Source organism: Pelatocladus sp. (genome assembly GCF_059505505.1).
In genome coordinates this window covers 1-18,297 of sequence record NZ_JCACKS010000024.1, presented here as the reverse complement: position 1 = coordinate 18,297, position 18,297 = coordinate 1, and the positions used below count along the sequence as shown (strand labels likewise).

The 18,297-nt window shown below is 41.3% G+C and carries 15 protein-coding genes and 2 pseudogenes; 5 read left to right on the top strand and 12 right to left on the bottom strand.

The annotated features are described in order from the left end of the window. Positions 1–78: 78 nt before the first annotated feature. The 3 genes from fldA to AC5JMK_RS02735 form a co-directional block, all read right to left on the bottom strand. Complete coding sequence (gene fldA, locus AC5JMK_RS02745) at positions 79–591, bottom strand: flavodoxin FldA (protein WP_495909349.1); 513 nt, start codon at positions 589–591, stop codon at positions 79–81. Between the two features lie 103 nt (positions 592–694). Continuing rightward, the gene (locus AC5JMK_RS02740) at positions 695–2,203 is read right to left on the bottom strand and encodes a chlorophyll a/b binding light-harvesting protein (protein WP_495909350.1); all 1,509 of its coding nucleotides are present in this window, start codon (positions 2,201–2,203) and stop codon (positions 695–697) included. Positions 2,204–2,290: 87 nt separating this feature from the next. Next, positions 2,291–3,346 (bottom strand): chlorophyll a/b binding light-harvesting protein, encoded by a 1,056-nt coding sequence (locus AC5JMK_RS02735; protein WP_495909348.1) that lies wholly within the window; start codon positions 3,344–3,346, stop codon positions 2,291–2,293. A 399-nt stretch (positions 3,347–3,745) separates the two neighbouring features. Between AC5JMK_RS02735 and AC5JMK_RS02730 the strand changes: the two genes are divergently transcribed. The 5 genes from AC5JMK_RS02730 to AC5JMK_RS02710 all read left to right on the top strand — a co-directional run bounded on the left by AC5JMK_RS02730 (position 3,746) and on the right by AC5JMK_RS02710 (position 8,502). Then, complete coding sequence (locus AC5JMK_RS02730; RefSeq protein WP_495909347.1) at positions 3,746–4,780, top strand: chlorophyll a/b binding light-harvesting protein; 1,035 nt, start codon at positions 3,746–3,748, stop codon at positions 4,778–4,780. Positions 4,781–5,258: 478 nt separating this feature from the next. Continuing rightward, on the top strand, positions 5,259–6,221 hold the full coding sequence (locus AC5JMK_RS02725; protein WP_495909346.1) for a chlorophyll a/b binding light-harvesting protein: 963 nt from the start codon (positions 5,259–5,261) through the stop codon (positions 6,219–6,221). Positions 6,222–6,453: 232 nt separating this feature from the next. Further along, positions 6,454–6,738, top strand: coding sequence for a hypothetical protein (locus AC5JMK_RS02720; protein ID WP_495909345.1), 285 nt, complete (start codon positions 6,454–6,456; stop codon positions 6,736–6,738). Between the two features lie 87 nt (positions 6,739–6,825). Further along, on the top strand, positions 6,826–7,071 hold the full coding sequence (locus AC5JMK_RS02715; RefSeq protein WP_495909344.1) for a DUF7219 family protein: 246 nt from the start codon (positions 6,826–6,828) through the stop codon (positions 7,069–7,071). Between the two features lie 324 nt (positions 7,072–7,395). Continuing rightward, complete coding sequence (locus AC5JMK_RS02710) at positions 7,396–8,502, top strand: IS630 family transposase (protein ID WP_495909343.1); 1,107 nt, start codon at positions 7,396–7,398, stop codon at positions 8,500–8,502. Here AC5JMK_RS02710 and AC5JMK_RS02705 read toward each other — a convergent pair. The 9 genes and pseudogenes from AC5JMK_RS02705 to AC5JMK_RS02665 form a co-directional block, all read right to left on the bottom strand. After that, entirely contained in the window at positions 8,499–8,648 is a 150-nt protein-coding gene (locus tag AC5JMK_RS02705) for a hypothetical protein (protein ID WP_495909342.1), read from the bottom strand. The two genes, AC5JMK_RS02710 and AC5JMK_RS02705, sit on opposite strands and share 4 nt — an antisense overlap. Positions 8,649–8,758: 110 nt before the next feature. Beyond that, positions 8,759–9,129 (bottom strand): annotated as a pseudogene (locus tag AC5JMK_RS02700) (BlaI/MecI/CopY family transcriptional regulator). Positions 9,130–9,512: 383 nt separating this feature from the next. Continuing rightward, a pseudogene (locus AC5JMK_RS02695) lies at positions 9,513–9,638 on the bottom strand (four helix bundle protein); the annotation flags it as partial. 528 nt (positions 9,639–10,166) lie between these two features. After that, positions 10,167–10,793 (bottom strand): ABC transporter ATP-binding protein, encoded by a 627-nt coding sequence (locus tag AC5JMK_RS02690; protein ID WP_495909341.1) that lies wholly within the window; start codon positions 10,791–10,793, stop codon positions 10,167–10,169. Beyond that, positions 10,780–11,709 (bottom strand): ABC transporter ATP-binding protein, encoded by a 930-nt coding sequence (locus AC5JMK_RS02685; RefSeq protein ID WP_495909340.1) that lies wholly within the window; start codon positions 11,707–11,709, stop codon positions 10,780–10,782. Before AC5JMK_RS02685 ends, AC5JMK_RS02690 begins: the two co-directional genes overlap by 14 nt. Before the next feature lie 45 nt (positions 11,710–11,754). After that, positions 11,755–12,633, bottom strand: a complete 879-nt coding sequence (locus tag AC5JMK_RS02680) for an ABC transporter permease (RefSeq protein WP_495909339.1) — start codon at positions 12,631–12,633, stop codon at positions 11,755–11,757. Then, positions 12,630–13,622 (bottom strand): ABC transporter permease, encoded by a 993-nt coding sequence (locus tag AC5JMK_RS02675; protein ID WP_495909338.1) that lies wholly within the window; start codon positions 13,620–13,622, stop codon positions 12,630–12,632. The genes AC5JMK_RS02680 and AC5JMK_RS02675 overlap by 4 nt, the downstream gene beginning before the upstream one ends. A gap of 8 nt (positions 13,623–13,630) precedes the next feature. Next, on the bottom strand, positions 13,631–15,313 hold the full coding sequence (locus tag AC5JMK_RS02670) for an ABC transporter substrate-binding protein (protein WP_495909337.1): 1,683 nt from the start codon (positions 15,311–15,313) through the stop codon (positions 13,631–13,633). Positions 15,314–15,315: 2 nt separating this feature from the next. Next, complete coding sequence (locus AC5JMK_RS02665) at positions 15,316–17,907, bottom strand: TonB-dependent siderophore receptor (protein ID WP_495909336.1); 2,592 nt, start codon at positions 17,905–17,907, stop codon at positions 15,316–15,318. Between the last annotated feature and the right edge of the window lie 390 nt (positions 17,908–18,297).

Here is an 18,297-nt window from a genome sequence, read left to right as displayed (position 1 = left end):
CTACTATTCAGTAATTTCTTGGTTATTATACTCTAACCAGAGTGATGAAAGAGCGTTAACTATCAGCAATAATTTGAACTACATACCAAACTCTTTTTTTAGTTGAACTACCCAGGCTTTGATGCGCTCGTCAGTTAAGTCAGCTTGGTTATCTTCATCAAGAGCCAAACCTACAAATTTACCGTTTTTCACAGCTTTCGACTCATTAAAATCATAACCATCTGTAGACCAATAACCCACTGTAGTAGCGCCGAGTTCGGTAATTTTCTCTGATAAAATGCCCATTGCATCTTGAAAGTTATCCGCATAACCAATCTGGTCGCCTGTTCCGAAATATGCTACCTTTTTCCCGTTGAAGTCAATATTATCTAGCTCTGGGAAATAACCATCCCAATCACTTTGTAGTTCGCCAATATTCCAGGTAGGACAGCCAATAATTAGATATTGATAATCTGCAAAATCATCGTCATCTACATCTATGATGTTGTGCAATGTGACTACATCTTGACCACCAAATTCTTTCTGAATTGTCTCTGCCACCGACTCAGTTTTACCTGTTGTAGTTCCGAAAAAGAGACCAATCTTTGACATATTTTACGTCCTATTCTACCTTGAATTACTCTTAGTAAAGACGTACAATGATACGCCTTTACTAAATCTCTGGATGACTAAACTAAGCTAACAGCCTTGTACACTACATGAATACAGCAAATACAGCAACACTATTCAACAATAAATAAGCAAAGATGACTCCACCAATTCCACCAATCAGAAAGCCTTCAGTAAATTGACTCCATCCTTCGGTAGTATTGATAGTCTGTGGCACACTAGGAACTGTTGTAACTGTTGTTGCTGGTACAGTTTGGGGTTGTCTTTCAAAGCTGGTAGTGCCGTAAATCGAAAAACCAATCGTCAGGATGACAATCAAACTGCCTGCGGCTAGTAAACCAATCAAGTTACCTAGCTCGGAATTTTGTAGTGAAAAGAGTGAACCTAACGTGGCAAACGGGCCAATCAACCAGTAACCATGAGCCATACCAATTTCCAATCCTCGTCCGAGAGGAGATACACCAGGACGATAAATTGGTAAGTATTTGAGTAATTTCAGTGTCAAATCAGAAGAATCGATTGCAGTTGCTCCCTTAGCTGTTTGGGGATTTATTTTGGGTGGTTGAACCATGTCACCATTTTTAAAATCGAATCCAGCGGCAATTGCACGAGCGCGTAGAGCGTGCCAAATATGACCTAACAGGAATATTAAAGCCAAGACAAAATGGAAAGTTACCAACCAACCACGAGCAGTAACTATACCAGCATCCGTTTCTATAGCTTTAATCGGACCATAGAACACTTCCGGATAGACAGTATTGTTGACCGACGCAAAGTATGCAGCCAAAAAGCCCATGTATGCAACAGCACCAATGCTGTAAGAAAGATACGCTTCCCCTGAGTAAATCAAAACTCGGCGCGCCCAGGTAAATGGCTTAGTCAAGATATGAAAAATACCACCGCCAATTAACATCAAACCCACATATATATGACCACCGACAACATCTTCCAAGTTATCAACGGCTGCCATTCCCTGTGATCCCCAGACTCCAAATAGATAGCCAAAGATGCTCAATGGGTTGAGTGTGGGATGATTAATTATCCTAACATCTCCACCCCCAGCTACCCAGGGGTCAAACAATCCCCCCCAAAACATTGCCTTAGCAACCAGAAGCCAAGCACCCAAACCTAAAATCATTAGGTGAATACCCAAGATTGTTGTCATCTTGTCCTTATCTTTCCAGTCATAGCCAAAAAAGCCAGCCCAAGTAGGATTGTCTTCTAAAACTTCTGGTCCCAACAGAGAGTGGTAAATCCCACCAGCTGCCAGAATTACTGAAGGTATCAGATGCAAGACGCTGATGACGAAGTAAGGATAGTTACTAATGACTTGTCCACCAGCACCAACACCAAAACCCAAAGTCGCTAGATGAGGCAGTATGATTAATCCTTGCTCATACATTGGTACATTCGGATTGAAGCGCGACACCTCAAACAGCGTCATTCCCCCAGCCCATAATAAAATCAATGCTGCATGGGCAATATGAGCGCCTAGTAATTTACCTGACAGATTCGTCAGACGAAAGTTACCAGCCCACCAGCCCACATCAGGTATTTGTTGCTTATATGGGCTATCTGTAATTACTGCTGTCATCTCTGGTACTCCTTGAGAATATTTGGCAATTTCATTCAGCTTCATACTGAAGTAGATTGCGAATTATTAGCATTAAATTGACTTCAGCTAATTCGGTTGCGGAATCACAGACTCCTGACTCACCCTACCTTTGCGAAAATCGAATCCACGCGCTCGCAAGGCGTGCCAGATATGACCTTGGAGAAAGAAGAAAGCTAACCAAAAGTGAGTATTGGCTAGCCAAGTCCGGGAAGTTACAAAATCAGGGTCAACTGAAGAAAAGTACGGCACGATATTCTGTTTAACCACCAGCGCCGGACCATAAAAAACTTCGGGATAAACAGTAGTATTTACTGATACAAACAGAGTCGCGATAAACCCCATCAATGCCAAAGCACCCAAACTGTACGAAAGGTAAGCTTCTCCAGACCAAACAAATAGTGGATGCGTCCAATTAAAGGGTTTAGTCACAATGTGGAAAATTCCACCCCCAAGCAACATTCCACCAATCCAAATATGACCACCAACCACATCTTCTAGGTTGTCAACGCCAGCAATCCAGAATTTACCAATTGCGCCGAATAGATAGCCAAAGATAACTGTTGGGTCCAGCGTCGGATTTGTAATTACTCGCACATTCTCAATGTTTGGGTCGTACAAACCACCAAAGTACATTGCCTTAGCGACTAACAATAATGCACCGCAACCGAGTAAAACCAAGTGAATACCAAGGATTGTGGTCATTTTGCCTGTATCTGACCAGTCGTAACCAAAGAAAGGAACTTTACCCTCCAATTTTTCCGGGCCACGTAGGGAATGAAAGATTCCTCCAAAACCCAGAAAGGCTGAGGAAATCAAATGCAAAGCTCCAATCACAAAATAGGGATAAGTATCTACCACTGCACCTTCTGCACCTACACCCCAACCAAGAGTAGCTAGGTGAGGCAGTAAAATTAAGCCTTGCTGGTACATTGGGGAAGCTGTATTAAAATGGGCTAGCTCAAATAAAGTCATCGCTCCTGCCCAAAAAACAATCAGACCAGCATGAGCGACGTGAGCGCCTAGTAGTTTACCCGATAAGTTGGTAAGCCTTGCGTTTCCAGCCCACCAAGGCGAGTCGGCTAGGTCTTGTTCCACCGACAGCGGACTTATAGAAGTTGCCATTTTTCACCTGTCTAAATTTGTTGAGAATTTTATTCAACAAGTTTAAAAAGAGCTTACACTAAAATTCCAATTAATGCAATTTAGTGTCATCTAATTGAAAATCAAATCTGAGATGATTACGTTTTGTAAATTTACTTGATTATTAAAATATATTCTCAATAAACTGAATTTGGTTTTACAGACCATTAACCACTTGCCAAGAAAAAAATCCCAAATATGAAAGATCTCTCGTGGAGGTGGCAGCAAGGCTGGGATTTTTTTTAATTTTATTTTCTGGAAATCCCCAACGTCCAAGGAAAGAACTTGCTTGTAATGAGATTTACAAGCAAGTATTTTTTGCAATAACTGAAGATTTTCTTGAGTATTTATAGCAATAAGTAAGGAGTAATCACCCAAGCAATGCAAACATACGGCAGTTCTAACGTCAAATATGATTGGTGGGCTGGTAATGCCCGCTTCGCTAATCTTTCTGGCTTATTCATCGGTGCTCATGTTGCCCAAGCAGCGTTGACTACTTTGTGGGCGGGAGCTTTTACTTGGTTTGAACTTTCGCGCTACAACCCTGAGATACCTATGGGTGAGCAAGGGTTAATATTGTTACCCCACTTAGCTACCTTGGGTTTTGGTGTGGGAGCAAACGGTCAAGTTATAGATACCTATCCCTATTTTGTGATTGGAGCTTTACACATAATTTCATCTGCGGTTTTAGGTGCAGGTGCGCTGTTCCATACTTTGAAAGGCCCTGAGAACTTAAAAGATGCGACAGGTCGTGCGCGTAAATTCCACTTTGAATGGGATAATCCAGATAAACTTGGCTTTATCTTAGGACATCACTTGCTGTTCTTGGGTGCTGGAGCTTTGCTATTAGTGGCAAAAGCGATGTTCTGGGGTGGACTATATGATGCAACCATTCATGATGTCCGAGTTGTTACTAACCCCACCCTTGATCCTTTTGTCATTTTTGGCTATCAGACTCACTTTGCAAGTGTGGACAATTTAGAAGATTTAGTGGGTGGTCACATATATGTGGGTTTGCTGCTGCTATTTGGTGGTGTATGGCATATCCTCGTTAAACCTTTACCTTGGGCAAAGAAACTTCTGATTTTTTCTGGTGAAGCTATTCTTTCTTACTCTTTAGGTGGTATTGCCTTAGCAGGATTTGTTGCGGCTTACTTTTGTGCCGTTAACACTTTAGCTTATGCTGTGGAATTTTATGGACCTCCTTTAGAAGTTAAGTTTGGTGTTTCACCTTATTTTGCTGACACTATACAGCTACCTTATGGCAATCATACTGCCAGAGCATGGTTAGCAAATGTCCATTTCTTCCTTGCTTTCTTCTTTCTACAAGGTCATCTTTGGCACGCACTACGAGCAATAGGCTTTGACTTCAAACGAGTTGAACGGGCATTAAATGCCATTGAAACTAGCTCCTAAATTGCTAAGGGATCTCCAATAAATAAATCAGCCCAGCCCACCTTCGGAAGCCGCGTTGCGTCTACGCAAAAACGCCTTAAAGCGTTTTTGCTCCCCCTTGAAAAATATATAAATCCCACGAAATAGATTAATAGGGTTGGGGATTGACTAGACAAAACTGAACAACCCTTCTCAAAACGAACGGATTTGTTGCGACTATTTTCAGTATTGTTGCGAAAAACCGTTCGTTTTGAGAATCCACCCCGAAAATATAGTTGGCCAAGCCAACAAACCAAAAGGGTTGTTCAGTTTTGTTCAGTAAAAATGAAGCGGCTGGGCTGATTTATTCGCGGGTTTGTGCCTAAGAGGACTGGAGACTTGGTGAAGGACAAAAATTATTTTCCTAGTCTCCAGTACTTTTTATGGAAGTTAAAACATTTTAAAGGGTTCTATTAAAAATAGACAAAACTGCCCAGGTTTATGTAAGAGGTATGCAACTGTGGCAATTTCGACTGATAAAACTTTCGCAGCAGACACAGATTCATCTTGGTTAATTGGTAATGCTCGTTTAATTGATTTGTCCGGTCAACTACTAGGCGCTCACATTGCTCATGCAGGTTTAATTATGTTTTGGGTAGGAGCGACTAGCGTAGTGGAAGTGACACGCTTTGTCCCTGGAGTCGCAATGTCTGAACAGAAGATGACTTGGTTACCTCACTTAGCAACTTTAGGGTGGGGCGTAGGTGCTGGGGGTGAAGTAATCGATACTTATCCTTATTTTGTCATCGGAATTTTGCATTTAGTCGCATCTGCTGTCTTAGGTGCAGGTGGACTTTTCCATGTTTTTCGTGGTCCGGCAATTCTATATACTAATGGTGGACAGGTTGCCAAATTTCACTATGAATGGAATGACCCAAAAAAGCTGGGTTTTATCTTAGGTCATCACCTGGTTATTTTAGGTTTTGGTGCATTTTTACTAGTACTAAAAGCCATGTTTTTTGGTGGAATTTATGATACCCATGTAGGAGATATTCGGCTCATTACTCATCCAACACTTGACCCAGTAAAAATATTTGGCTATTTGGTGGGGATAAAAGATGGTCATTGGACTTTATTGGGAATGGCAAGTGTTGATAACTTGGAGGATGTTATCGGCGGTCACATTTGGGTTGGATTAATACTCATTTTCGGTGGTACTTGGCACATTCTTGTACAACCTTTTAGTTGGGTGAGGCGGATTTTATCGATTGAAAATGGTGAAGATATTCTGTCCTATAGTTTGCTTGGTTTGGCTTTGATGGCTTGGATTTCCGCTACTTTTGTGGGATATAACACTACGGTTTTCCCAGTAGAGTTTTATGGTTCGGAACGTTTGGGAATGGCAAACATTCAATTTTTTTTGGGTCTGTTGGCTTTCTTAGGTTATGTTTGGCATGCTTGGCGAGCGCGTGGCATTTCTTAGGAGAAATCTTAAAAAAAATCCCAGCCTTATATTTTTTCGGCTTATTCAAGCCGGAGAGCGTGGTGGGGGCAGCGCCCTACCAGGCGCTGCCAAGGCTGGGATTTTTTTCTTGGAAAGTGCCTTAGTTTTCTCAAGTTCGCTCAACACTAGCTAGTCTTGTTTTATGCCTGCGGTTAAAAGCAGTTGACTGCGGGCAATTTCTTGGAATTTATTGTGGAGTAACAATATAGTGATGACTACAATTTTTTATGCCTTATGTGCTTGGGCAATGATAATTTTACTGCTTTGGAGTATTTGCTTAACTCTAAAAAAAGGTATAAATCATTTGCATAAGTTACATCAAATTCCTTGTCATGCTTGTGAATATTTCACTAATGATTACCGTCTAAAATGTACAGTCAATCCTAAGAAGGCTTGTTCGGAATATGCGATAGGTTGTATTGATTTTGAACCCAAAACTGCTGCTTGTAATGCTTGTCAAAAGGGTCGAAACTGGAAATTAGTACAGTATGACTAAACTTCGTTAAGCAAATCATGGTTTTTAACTATGCTCTATTAACATGTTCTTGAATTATTAATTTTTCAATTTTTTGACTAAGTTGTTATGAATACAAGCTCTAATTTTCTCTCGGAATTATGTGACTTTCTATATCCTCGTAATCCATATTATGGACAATCAAAGACTGAGTATTTGGTTTTTAATGCACATCTTCAAGAGTTTTCTCAACGAGTGACTTATATCTGTAATCTACAAACTGGTGGTAAGATTTCTCCAGAAGAAGCTTATAAACAAATTCATTCACTTTGGAAACAATTAAAATCTGCCAAGAAGGCGATGGAGAACAGCTAATTAATTCGGTTCCAATAAGGTGAATTTTATCGAGAATTCCTTTAAACAGAAACTCTTCTTGATGTTGTTCAGCAACATACCATTGCAGAAACTGAAAGTTCTGTTAGGGAAGAGAACTGACTAGGTGGAGCCTGCATTCCAGTGATCACCGCCAGTGAGCCTGTTTCATGTAAATAGCGCTCGCCCAATGTTTGCCACCACGATTCTAATTGAGCGATCGCCGCTTCAATCGGTTCTGGATAAGTACTTAAACATAATTAATTACACAAATAAATAGTATATTATATCAGGATGTTAAAATTGTGTATTAATTTAAATTGTTAGATGTTCTTGATTCGAGAAATAAATCCTCTTTATTTGAAACTGCTGGAGCGAATCTATTGTCAAAGCCGACACCATCAAGTGCGGCAAAGAGCGCATTTCATAATACTAGCCTCACAAGGGGTAAAAACCAAAGAACTAATGAATATTTTTCAAGTTAGTCATAAGACAATCTATAACTGGTTAAATCGGTGGGAATCTGAGGGAATAATAGGACTGTATAATAAATCAGGAAGAGGCTGCAAACGAATATTTAATGCGGAGCAAGAATCAACAATAAGAGAGTGGGCGAAACAAGAACCAAGGCAATTAAAAAAGGTGCTACAGAAAGTAAAAGAAGAATGGGGCATTGGAGTTAGTACTGAAACAATCAAAAGAATAATCAGAAAATTTTCTATGAGTTGGCATAGAATGCGTCGAGATGTTGGAGGAGAGCCAGACCCTTTAATATACAAGGAAAAACAAGCACAGCTATCAGAACTTAAACGATTAGATTCGGAAGGTAAAATCAACTTATATTACTTAGATGAGACGTTTCCTAGAAAAAATAGGGCAGGCTTCTACGAATATCTCGTCGGCCCATTTATTAATAAAGGGGTTTCAAGCCTGCCCTATTTTTTAAAGGAGGATTCAGATGAAACAGGATTTTGCTTGATACCATCCGTACCTTATGCATGGCAAAATAAAGGTGAATATTTAACGATTCCTAGTAATCGTAGTCCTCGTTTGAATGTATTAGGAATTATGAATAGAAAAAATCATCTTGAAGCTTATGTTTCATTTCAAAGTATTAATTCTGATGTAGTTGTTGCTTGTATCGATACTTTCTTTCCAGAAGTGGATAAACCAACATTTATTGTTGCTGACCAAGCTTCTATTCATACTAGTAACGCTGTCCTTGACAAAATCGAAGAATGGAAAGAACGCGGTATTACTATATTTGAGTTGCCATCTTATTCACCTGAATTGAATTTGATTGAAATTCTGTGGCGATTTATTAAGTATGAATGGATTGAAATAGATGCTTACTCTAGTTGGCAAACTTTTGTTGCATCTATTGAAAAAATCCTTAGACAATTTGGTAAAAACTATGTAATTAATTTTGTTTAACTACTTACTTTTGGATTATTGTTAGCAAGTACAAGACGATAATCTACCAAGCAAAAGAAACAAGCTAAACGGGTACGCGATCGCTCATCATAAGGGATCTCGGTGACAATACAATGTCCCGCTTTGGATATGACAGTTGCGCCCACAGAGAAAACGCGAGGGTACCGACATTTTGGGAGAAATTTTTAATTCTTGGAAAGTGCCTTATTACTTGGAAAAGCCTAAATTGATTATGCGTCACCCATTACCAGATGCATCACTCCTCCTCCTTGAGATTGCGAAGAGCTTGTATTTTTCGGGCAATGGCTTCAAACTTTTCCACACTGGCTGATCTAAACTGTCGGCAAAAGCTGCAACGGTAGCCGGATTGCCAACAGCTAGAAATTTATGCAACTGTTCATAAGCTTGGAGTGCTTGCGCCTCCTCCTGAGATACTAATGATCGGCATCTAAAGCTACGACTTTCGTTATCGCAAGCAAGCTAACCTTTCTTGGTCAGACGATTGAGAATTGTTGTCACCGAGGTGTAGGCTAGCTTTCGTGTGGGGTCAGCGACAATGCGTTCATGCACATCTCTGACGGTGAAGCTACCAAGTTCCCAGACAATGTGTAAAACTTCTTTCTCCAACCCACATTCCGCACTTCATAATGTAATATATAATGCTTCAACAAATCTTACAAAAAACCGTTAATGGTATTAAGTATTAACACTGCTATTTTTTAGGCTTTTGGCGATCGCTATTTAACTACCATTAGCCCAAACTTCATAAGACAAGCATATTACAAAATGAAGTGCGGAATGTGGGATATAAAACATACTATTGAAGATTTCTGGAAATTATCATCTAGAGTAGTTTTGGAAAATGCTTCAAAACACGTTTAAATGCACAATAATCTTGTGCATGAATTATTTTTTTGATTTCTAAAATTGTTTTGTTGGAACCATAATTTGTCCGATAGACGATTGGAAGCATATAGTGTCCTTTTCTGCCAAGTTATCCTTCCAGTGACATCTGCCAAATCTACTTCTTTAGCAATGATTAATTGTGTATCGAGTTCTCTTAAAGAACCATTAGCAATATGCAAAAATTGTACGTATTCTTGTTTTGAGCGCCTTCCATATCCTTCTAAGTTATTTAGAATAAGAATAAGTGTAAAGAACAACAACAAAATACTACACAGGCATTTGACTTTGTTTAAACGCTAATGTACACCGTTCTCATCGCGCTTGAGTATTAACAATGTACAGATGGTCGAACCAAGATGGGAATTCTTTCCACTGCTAGCAGAACAAGAACAGGCTCGAAAATGGGGTTCTTGCGTACAGTTCCTGTGTTGAAGATTTCTGACAGTGCTTTGCCAAATCCTTGACTTAACAAAACTAGGGGTGTAGGGGTGTAAGGGGGTAAGGGTGTGGTGATGTGAAAAATCCTACCCTACGGGAACGCTGCGCGAACAGGGGTGGGTATAAAGCCCACCTTTGAAAAAAGATTTGTATCAATCGAGTAGGCGCGAGATACAAGGTGTCCTTGTTTCAATCCCACGTTTTTAAGCGTGGGTCTCCTACACCCCTACACCCCTATTCCCCTACACCCCTTTGAATACCTCCTGGAGAATTTGAGAATAAAGTGGAATTTGAATCCCGATGCTCAATTACTGACCAAATCACAAGTAAGACAAATTGAACGAATTATCTTTTGATAAGTGAATAGTGCGCTCGCAAAGACGTTTGAGCAGTGGGGCTTCATGAGAGATCACCAAAATGCCTAACTCACGTTCTCTAGCATATTTAATCACAACCTGCCAAATCAGAGCTTGCGTGTTAGCATCTAGCATTGCCGTCATTTCATCTGCAATTAAGTAGCAAGTATGAGAGTTGAGCGATCGCGCCACTGCAATCCTTTGCAACTCACCGCCACTGAGTTCATGAGGATAGCGATTGAGCCAACTTTGGTGAATACCCAGAGCAGCAAGTAAATCATCTGAAGGAGGCTGTCCTTCTGCTAAAATTTTGCTAATTTGCCAGCGCGGATTAACAGCTAGTTCAGGATTTTGAAAAATCAGTTGGACAGGACAATAACTACTGCTGGATAAGGGCTGACCATTACAAGTTACCTTTCCTTGAGTCGGTTGCAGATATCCCGCTAAGAGTTTACCAATTGTGGTTTTACCCAAACCGCTCGGCCCAGTCAAGCCCACAACTTCGCCTCCGGTTAATTCCAAACTAAAATTTTGCAAAATCCACCTTTGCTGGGAATGGTAACGAAAAGATAAATGTTCAGCCTTCAACATGAATACACCTCACGGGAGCGCCCCGTACTATCCGAACTTGGGGTCTAGCTTCCCAGCAAGCCTCTGTTGCTAGGGGACAGCGATCGCCAAATAAACAACCAACAGGCAAAGCTTCTGGACTGGGTTGGCTACCGGGAACTGGGATAAACTCATTTTGGGGAAGCGATCGCCACAAAGCTTGGGTATAAGGATGACGCAGATTTCCAGAGGTGAAATCATCAACCGCCGCAACTTCTAGGGTTGTCCCCGCATAAAACACAGCCACGCGATCGGCTACTTGCAATGCCGCTTCTAAATCATGGGTAATTAAAATTACACCTTTACCCTCATTGGCAAGTTCCCGCAGATGATTCAACGTCTCTACTACAACCTCTGGATGTAACCCAGGAGTAGGTTCATCAGCAATTAACAACTCAGCACACCCTACTGCTGCTGTAGCAACTAGCACTCGCCGCGCCATACCTCCAGAAATTTGAAAAGGATACTGCTGTTTCACCGCCGTCGCCAGTCCATAGCGGTCAAATACTTGGTTAACTGCACTATCCGCTTTTATATTAGCCAATCCACTTAAACGACCCGCTCGATGCACCTGAGAACCAACACGCATTAAAGGGTCAAGGTAACTTACTGACTGGGGAATCAGGGCAATTTGCTTTCCCCGCAACTGAGCCTGATGTTCTCGACTCAATGGTTCTCCCTGGAAAATAATCTGTCCTGTCACTTGGGCGTTGTGAGGCAATATACCCAAGATGGCATGAGCTAGTAAACTTTTACCAGAGCCACTAGAACCAACAACTGCTATTATTTCACCAGACTTAACTTCTAAATCCAGTTCAGTAATTACAGTTAACTGCTTTTGGGTCAGACCCACATCGTACATTGTGAAAGTAACACTCAGATTTTTCACTGATAACATCTTAAAATTTTGAATTTTGAATTTTGAATTTTGAATTTTGAATTGTTATCCCTGACTTGTTTTGGGATCGAGCAATGCACGCATACTTGCACCCAATATATCAAAGGCTTTGACAGCAATTAATAGGGCAACTCCAGGTAATACCGAAAGCCACCAGTAACCTGCTGATAAGTACCGCATTGATTCTGATAGTATAATACCGAGCGCAGGTGTTTCCGGCGAAAGACCCAAACCCAGGAAAGTCAGACCTGCCTCATGCAGAATCGCATGGGGAAACTGTAAAATCAGCCCGACGAGGAACTGGGGAAAAAGGTGGGGTATCATGTGATGACGAGCAATCCAAAATGGCGATCGCCCCAATTTAGAAGATAATTGCACATAGTCGGAATTCTTAATTTGCAGAACTTCTGCTCGTAGGAGTCTTGCTAATGCCATCCAGTGAGTAATAATAATGGAAATTAACAAACCCCCTACTCCACCACCAGCCGCAAATGCCACTAAGATAATCAGCACCAAATGAGGTAGGCTGAAAAATACATCAATTAACCAAGTAATAGCCACATCGACTTTACCACCCATAATTGCGGAAGTTGTGCCTAGTACCAGTGCCAACACTGCACTACAGATAGCAGTGAGTAACCCCACCCATAAACTCAGGCTCAATCCATGTAAGGTGCGGGTGAGCATATCCCTTCCCAACCAATCAGTACCGAAGGGATGAGCAAATTCAGGTGGTTGATTTTGAGCTTGCAAGTTGATTTCTAGTCCATCTGTGCTGATAATTTGAGTACCTAAAAGTAGAACGATCAGCACGAATAAACAAAGGAATGCGATCGCTAAAGTTTTACTGCGGCGATTACCCAGAATTGAGAGATGATGACGTTTTCTAGCGAAAGAAGCAGGAATCGCAATTCTTTGTTTCATAGTGTGGGGTTTCCAAGACGAATGCGGGGATCAATGATTTGATAGGTGAAGTCTGCTAAAGCATTACCTGTAAAGACAAACACTGCACTAAAGAAAACAATACCCACCAGTAAAGGTACATCACCAGAGAGTGCAGATTGGATTGTTGCATCACCCAAACCAGGATAGCCAAACACTTTTTCCGCCAGCACGGAACCACCAAACAATTCACTCAGACTCGCAAACTGTAATGTAATCGCAGGTAAGGCAATATTTCGCAAACCATGATGCAGAATCAACCCTGTTTTTGTTTCTCCTTGAGCATAGGCGAACAAAGCAAAGTTGCTGTGGAGAATTTCGATCAGTTTTTCACGAGTAACTAAGGCAATAGTAGCAACACCCATCAAACTCAGTGCTAGAGCAGGTAAGATTAAATGGTATAGTCTATCCCAAAGGCTGACATCGCGTAGCAATACCCCAGGTGGCGAAGCACAGCAAATTGGTGTAACTTGTAGGGTTACAGAAAATAAGGTTAGTAATAATAAAGCAATCCAAAAGGTGGGAGCTGATGCCAAAGTGTAGGCATATAGGCGAATAGTTTGATCCAAAAATGAGCCTTCCTTGGCTCCGGCGAGGATACCAAGAGTTACACCAAAGCATCCTGACAGCACCCAAGCCAGCCCCATCAACCACAGCGATGCACCAAAACGGTTAGCAATAACTTGCCATACCGATGCTCGATAAACCATAGACTCGCCCCAATTCCCTTGCAAAAGTTGCCCTAACCAAAGAAAGAAACGAGTAGTCATAGGCTTATCCAATCCCCAGCGTTGGGCAATTAATTCTCTTTGTTCAGGAGTGAGTGTCAATCTCAGGGTAGCATTGACATAGGCATCAATTGGGTCAATAGGAGATAAACTCATCAACACAAAGGTAAGAATTGCCACTGTCAATAGCAATAGGAAAAGATAAAGCAGTTTTTTCAGAAAAAATCGCAATAAAAAATTCATTTTCCAAATTACGAATTACAAATTATCTTCCACTCAGTAATGTTACTCAACAACCTTCCTTGGTGACGTTGAGATGGCACTTTTGGTCTACCAATATCCAGACATTCACTTACTAAATAAGTCTCATTTAGATTAACCAACCAAGCAGAAGTTGCATCTCCTTGAGTCCCAATTCCAGTTTGACCGTTCCAATGCACTTGTTTCCAATACTTGCTAGCGGCGGTTTCATTAGCAGCACCTAACCCTTGATCCAATATGCGATCAACTGTGGTATTGGTGTAATTACTGTAATTAGGGCGACGATTGGGTATACCATTGGGACTACGGTAAAGGGAAAACAAATCTTGAGAACGTGTTGTCAAAGTATAGAACCAAGCGTCATGCTGGATGCGATGCTTCATCTGCTCCCAATATGAACCCTCTGGTTTAATCTTGATACCCACTGGTTTGAGCATTTGGGCGATCGCCATCGCTAATCCTTGTTCGTGGGGTAAACTTGCTGTGTAAAGCAAGGTAAATTCAGCTTCTGTTCCTTGTTTATCCACCGTCCCATTACCGTTGCTATCCCGCCACCCAGCTTCAGCCAGGATTTGTTTTGCTTTATTGATATCTGCATCAGCAATGGCTGGGGCTGGTTCTTGCCAAGGCGGCCCACCTGGATAACCATAAACACTAGACCCATAGCCCCACAAAATTGCATCTATCAATTTCTGGCGGTTAATTGCGTAGTTGATTGCTTGGCGAATTCCTCGGTCTGATGTGACGTTATTTCCAGTAGGATAACCTTGAGCATTTTTTTGTCCAGTATCGGGGGCAAAAGGTAAGATCGTGACAGTATGATCTAGAGTCGGAACTTGGTATAGTTGCATTCCTCTTACAGAGTGCTTTGCCAAGGGATAGGGAATTTTGGCAATTTGAGCGCGACCTGATTTAGCCGCCGCGAAAGCAGCATCTCCTTGGGTGAATAAGAAAACAACACGCTTGATTTTGGGTTTATTCCCATAGTAATAAGGGTTAGCTTCCAAAACAATTTGTTCTCCCTCAACCCACTGTACTAACTTGTAGGGGCCAGAACCAATGGGATTGCGGTTGTATGTTTTGCTGTGGGCGTGTTTGTGGACAATGCCTAAGCTGGCGAGTTTGTCAACAAAGATGATATTTGGTTTTTTAAGATATAATTTCACCTCATAATCGCCTGTGACTACGGCTTTGTCTAGAAATTTTTCTAAACTTAATTCTGTGTCTTTGTTGAATGTGTAAGCAACATCTTCTGCTGTTAAGGGTTTTCCATCACTGAAGCGAACATCAGGGCGGATTTTTACTGTCCAAATTTTGCGATCGCTACTCAATTGATAGCTTACAGCCAGATCCATGACTAGTCCTTGATTAATGTCACGCCTCAATAAGCGACTTTGCAATAATGGATCGCCGTAACTATCCCAAGACCAACCATCGGTGGGATCAAATCCCTGGCGAAAATTACCGTATTCATTCCATCCTAAATCGATGACAATTTCATCTTTAGGAACAGAATTTGCAGCTGCGGAATTTGAGGTATTGCGATTACAAGCAGTTAAGCCGATGAGTAAAATTCCCCAACTAGCAGCTAATAATTTTCTCCATCCCCTCTGTTGAAGAAATTTAGAGGTGATGACTGTAGTTTTTGCACAGGTATAATTCATCAAAATCATCTTCAAAACCTATAGGAAAAACTACCAATTACTGTAAATGGTTCTTGGGGATTAATTGTTGTACCATCAGTGGCATCATAATAATTAGTATCAAAAAGATTTTTGAAGTTCAAGCGTGCCTCGAACTGAGGGCGGCGATAGAAGAGCGCTGCGTCTGTTCTGACGTATGAAGGTATGGTGATTGTATTAGGCAGTCCACCTTGGCGATCGCCTACATACACAATCCCCAAGCCTGCACCCAACCCTTGAAGATTGCCACTTTGAATTTCATAAGTTGTCCATAGACTAGCGCTATTGTAAGGGACATTCGGTAAGCGATCGCCAACAGGAATTTCATTATCCTTTGTTACCTGTGCATCGGTATAAGCATAAGTAAGAATCATCTTCCAGCCAGGTAAAATTTCCCCATTAATATCCAATTCAACCCCACGACTACGTTGCTCTCCCGTCTGAATTGTGGCAAAAGGGTCAGAGGAGTTTGGGTCTGTGGTAGCGACGTTCTGGCGTGTAATTTGGAACAGCGCCAGATTTGCTGACAGTCGCTGGTCTAAAAACTCTTGGCGAATTCCTACCTCGTATTGCTGGGAAGTCACAGGTTCAAATTGTTCTCCATTGGAGTTTCTACCAAAGATTTGGGGTGTGAATGAGTTTGACCAACTGGCATAAAGTGTTGTAGTATCGCCAGGCTGATAAACAATACCAAGTCTCGGTGAAAACTCACTATCACTTACTTCATTAATGCTAGTGTTTGTTTCGCGGTCTTCGTAGAAGCCATTGACATTATCAAAGCGCACTCCTGCTAAAACTTTCAAATTAGGCAGCACTTCAACAATATCCTGGAGGTAAATACCAAGGGTATTATCACCGTATGCCTCGTTAAAGTTCAGTGAAAGTGCTGCTGTTGGTCTAGCACCGTAGATTGGATTAAAGATATCGATGGGAGCGATCGGCGCACTAGAGAAGGTATAGGCATACTCCAAGCGGGAGTAATCCACCCCAAAGAGTAGATTATGCCTCACGGAACCAGTATTGAACTTTCCTAAAATTTCATTTCTCAGGGTGAGATTTTGCAGATCGTTAGTGCGTCTAGTGAACTCCCGATTCAATGTGCGACGATCTGCTTGCAGTCTACCACTACGAGTTGCTCCCTCATCAAAAACATCTTGCCAAAGTGTATTAAATCCTAATCGATACTGCCAGTTATCACTAAACTCGTGTGAAAATTCGAGTGAGAGTGAGTGAGCAGTGAACTTTTCATTGTCTAAATCTGGTTCACCTAGATAGGTTTTCGGGGAAATTTGTAAAAATTCTGGCTCGGCTCTAAATGTTTCATCATCGGGGTAATCGGTGTTTAAATATTCATAATCAAAGCTCAGACTAGTACGTGGGCCTATGTTCCAGGTCAAAGATGGCGCGACAAAAAAGCTTTTGTAGTTAAGGAAGTTACGAAAACTCCCCTGATCTTGATAAGCGACGTTCAGACGATACAACAGCGATCGATTTTCTACTAATGGGCCTGTTAAATCGAGTTCACCACGATAAAAGTCGTAACTCCCAACAGTAGCTTTGACTTCATAACGTGGTTCGTCAAGGGGTTTTTTCGTCAAAATATTCACAATACCTGACTGAAAACCACCACCATACAAAGCCGCCGCCGGACCTTTAAGTACCTCAACTTGATCGATATTGGCCAGATCGCGCGGAAAACCGCCCTGACTCCGAAATCCATTGCGGAGATTTTCAAAACCGTCAGAGAACCCACGAATGATAAAACCCGATGACCCAAGTCCGTCTCCACCTGTTACCCGTTGGATACCGCTGACATTATCGGTAAACTCATCCAAACGCACTGCTCCTCTATCTTCCAGCACTTGACGTGGAATCACCTGAATTGATTGGGGAGTGTCTTCAATGGGAGTTTCAAATCTTGTCCCCGTGACAACGAGTTCTATTGGTGGTTCTTCGCCTTGTTCTGTGGTGTTTGCCGGGGGCGTATCCGGTGTTTGTGGTTGCTGTGCAGAAGTTGTAGCTGGTGTGACAACAAAAATTAAACCTTTATCGCTGTCGTCTAGCTCAACTTTCGGTAAACTCGTCTCACCCGTCACTGTGACTCGGATAGTGTTTGTATCCTGATTTGTGACTACAATATCAGTAATTCCCGCAGTCGGTTTTTCTTGACGGAATAATTCCCCAGTACTTAGCTTCAGTTGAGCGTTGGGAATATCAACAATAAAATTATTTCCTTCACTCTTAACTACTGTTTGCAATTGGTCAGAAGTAAGTGTTTCTAAAATTACTTCTAAACTATTCTCGCTGGTGTTTAAGCTTACCCCTGTTACTAATATGACTTGATTTTGTTTTTGTCCCTGTGCTAGCCAGTCTTTCACACTGGTATGTGGACGTTGGATGTCACTCAGTTGAGGAATCTCTGTGATGGGTACTTCTGCTTTTATTCCTTCGTTAAAAACTGTATACTCTGGAATCAGATTAATCTGGTCTAACTTTTCTTTTCCCTGTGCTTTGACAGACTCAGACCATAATAGCAAACAGACAGATCCTGCAATTCCCAAATAACGAAAATGTCGTAGCTTCAAGATTTTCCTCCACTCCACAGCCTATAAAATCGACACACACAATTGCAGCCCATAACACTTTTGTGTTATGAGTTTTTAACTCTTAAATGCTGTAATATTTTTTTGATAAGAATGATTATCATACTATTTTCAGCAGGGAAAGATGAAGAAAAAATAAATATGTCGGAATTTAGCAGTAAGACTCTTGTATTTATTTGCACAAGAACTACTTGCTATTGGCTTGCTCTAACGTTAGAAAAAAGACAGATGCAAGATAAAACAACAGAAAGCTTTCGACATTTATAAGTATTCTTGAAGTTTTGTCAGTCAACCATCTCTAATTTGTTTTCATGCGTTGTATATAGCGTTTACCGGTCTAATGAAGTACATTTATTAAGATAAAGCTGTGCA

Excerpts from the sequence above, each read along its gene's own strand:
- fldA (WP_495909349.1), bottom strand. The coding sequence starts at position 591 with ATGTCAAAGATTGGTCTCTTTTTCGGAACTACAACAGGTAAAACTGAG.
- AC5JMK_RS02740 (WP_495909350.1), bottom strand. The coding sequence starts at position 2,203 with ATGACAGCAGTAATTACAGATAGCCCATATAAGCAACAAATACCTGAT.
- AC5JMK_RS02735 (WP_495909348.1), bottom strand. The coding sequence starts at position 3,346 with ATGGCAACTTCTATAAGTCCGCTGTCGGTGGAACAAGACCTAGCCGAC.
- AC5JMK_RS02730 (WP_495909347.1), top strand. The coding sequence starts at position 3,746 with ATGCAAACATACGGCAGTTCTAACGTCAAATATGATTGGTGGGCTGGT.
- AC5JMK_RS02720 (WP_495909345.1), top strand. The coding sequence starts at position 6,454 with ATGACTACAATTTTTTATGCCTTATGTGCTTGGGCAATGATAATTTTA.
- AC5JMK_RS02715 (WP_495909344.1), top strand. The coding sequence starts at position 6,826 with ATGAATACAAGCTCTAATTTTCTCTCGGAATTATGTGACTTTCTATAT.
- AC5JMK_RS02710 (WP_495909343.1), top strand. The coding sequence starts at position 7,396 with ATGTTCTTGATTCGAGAAATAAATCCTCTTTATTTGAAACTGCTGGAG.
- AC5JMK_RS02690 (WP_495909341.1), bottom strand. The coding sequence starts at position 10,793 with ATGTTGAAGGCTGAACATTTATCTTTTCGTTACCATTCCCAGCAAAGG.
- AC5JMK_RS02685 (WP_495909340.1), bottom strand. The coding sequence starts at position 11,709 with ATGTTATCAGTGAAAAATCTGAGTGTTACTTTCACAATGTACGATGTG.
- AC5JMK_RS02680 (WP_495909339.1), bottom strand. The coding sequence starts at position 12,633 with ATGAAACAAAGAATTGCGATTCCTGCTTCTTTCGCTAGAAAACGTCAT.
- AC5JMK_RS02675 (WP_495909338.1), bottom strand. The coding sequence starts at position 13,622 with ATGAATTTTTTATTGCGATTTTTTCTGAAAAAACTGCTTTATCTTTTC.
- AC5JMK_RS02670 (WP_495909337.1), bottom strand. The coding sequence starts at position 15,313 with ATGATTTTGATGAATTATACCTGTGCAAAAACTACAGTCATCACCTCT.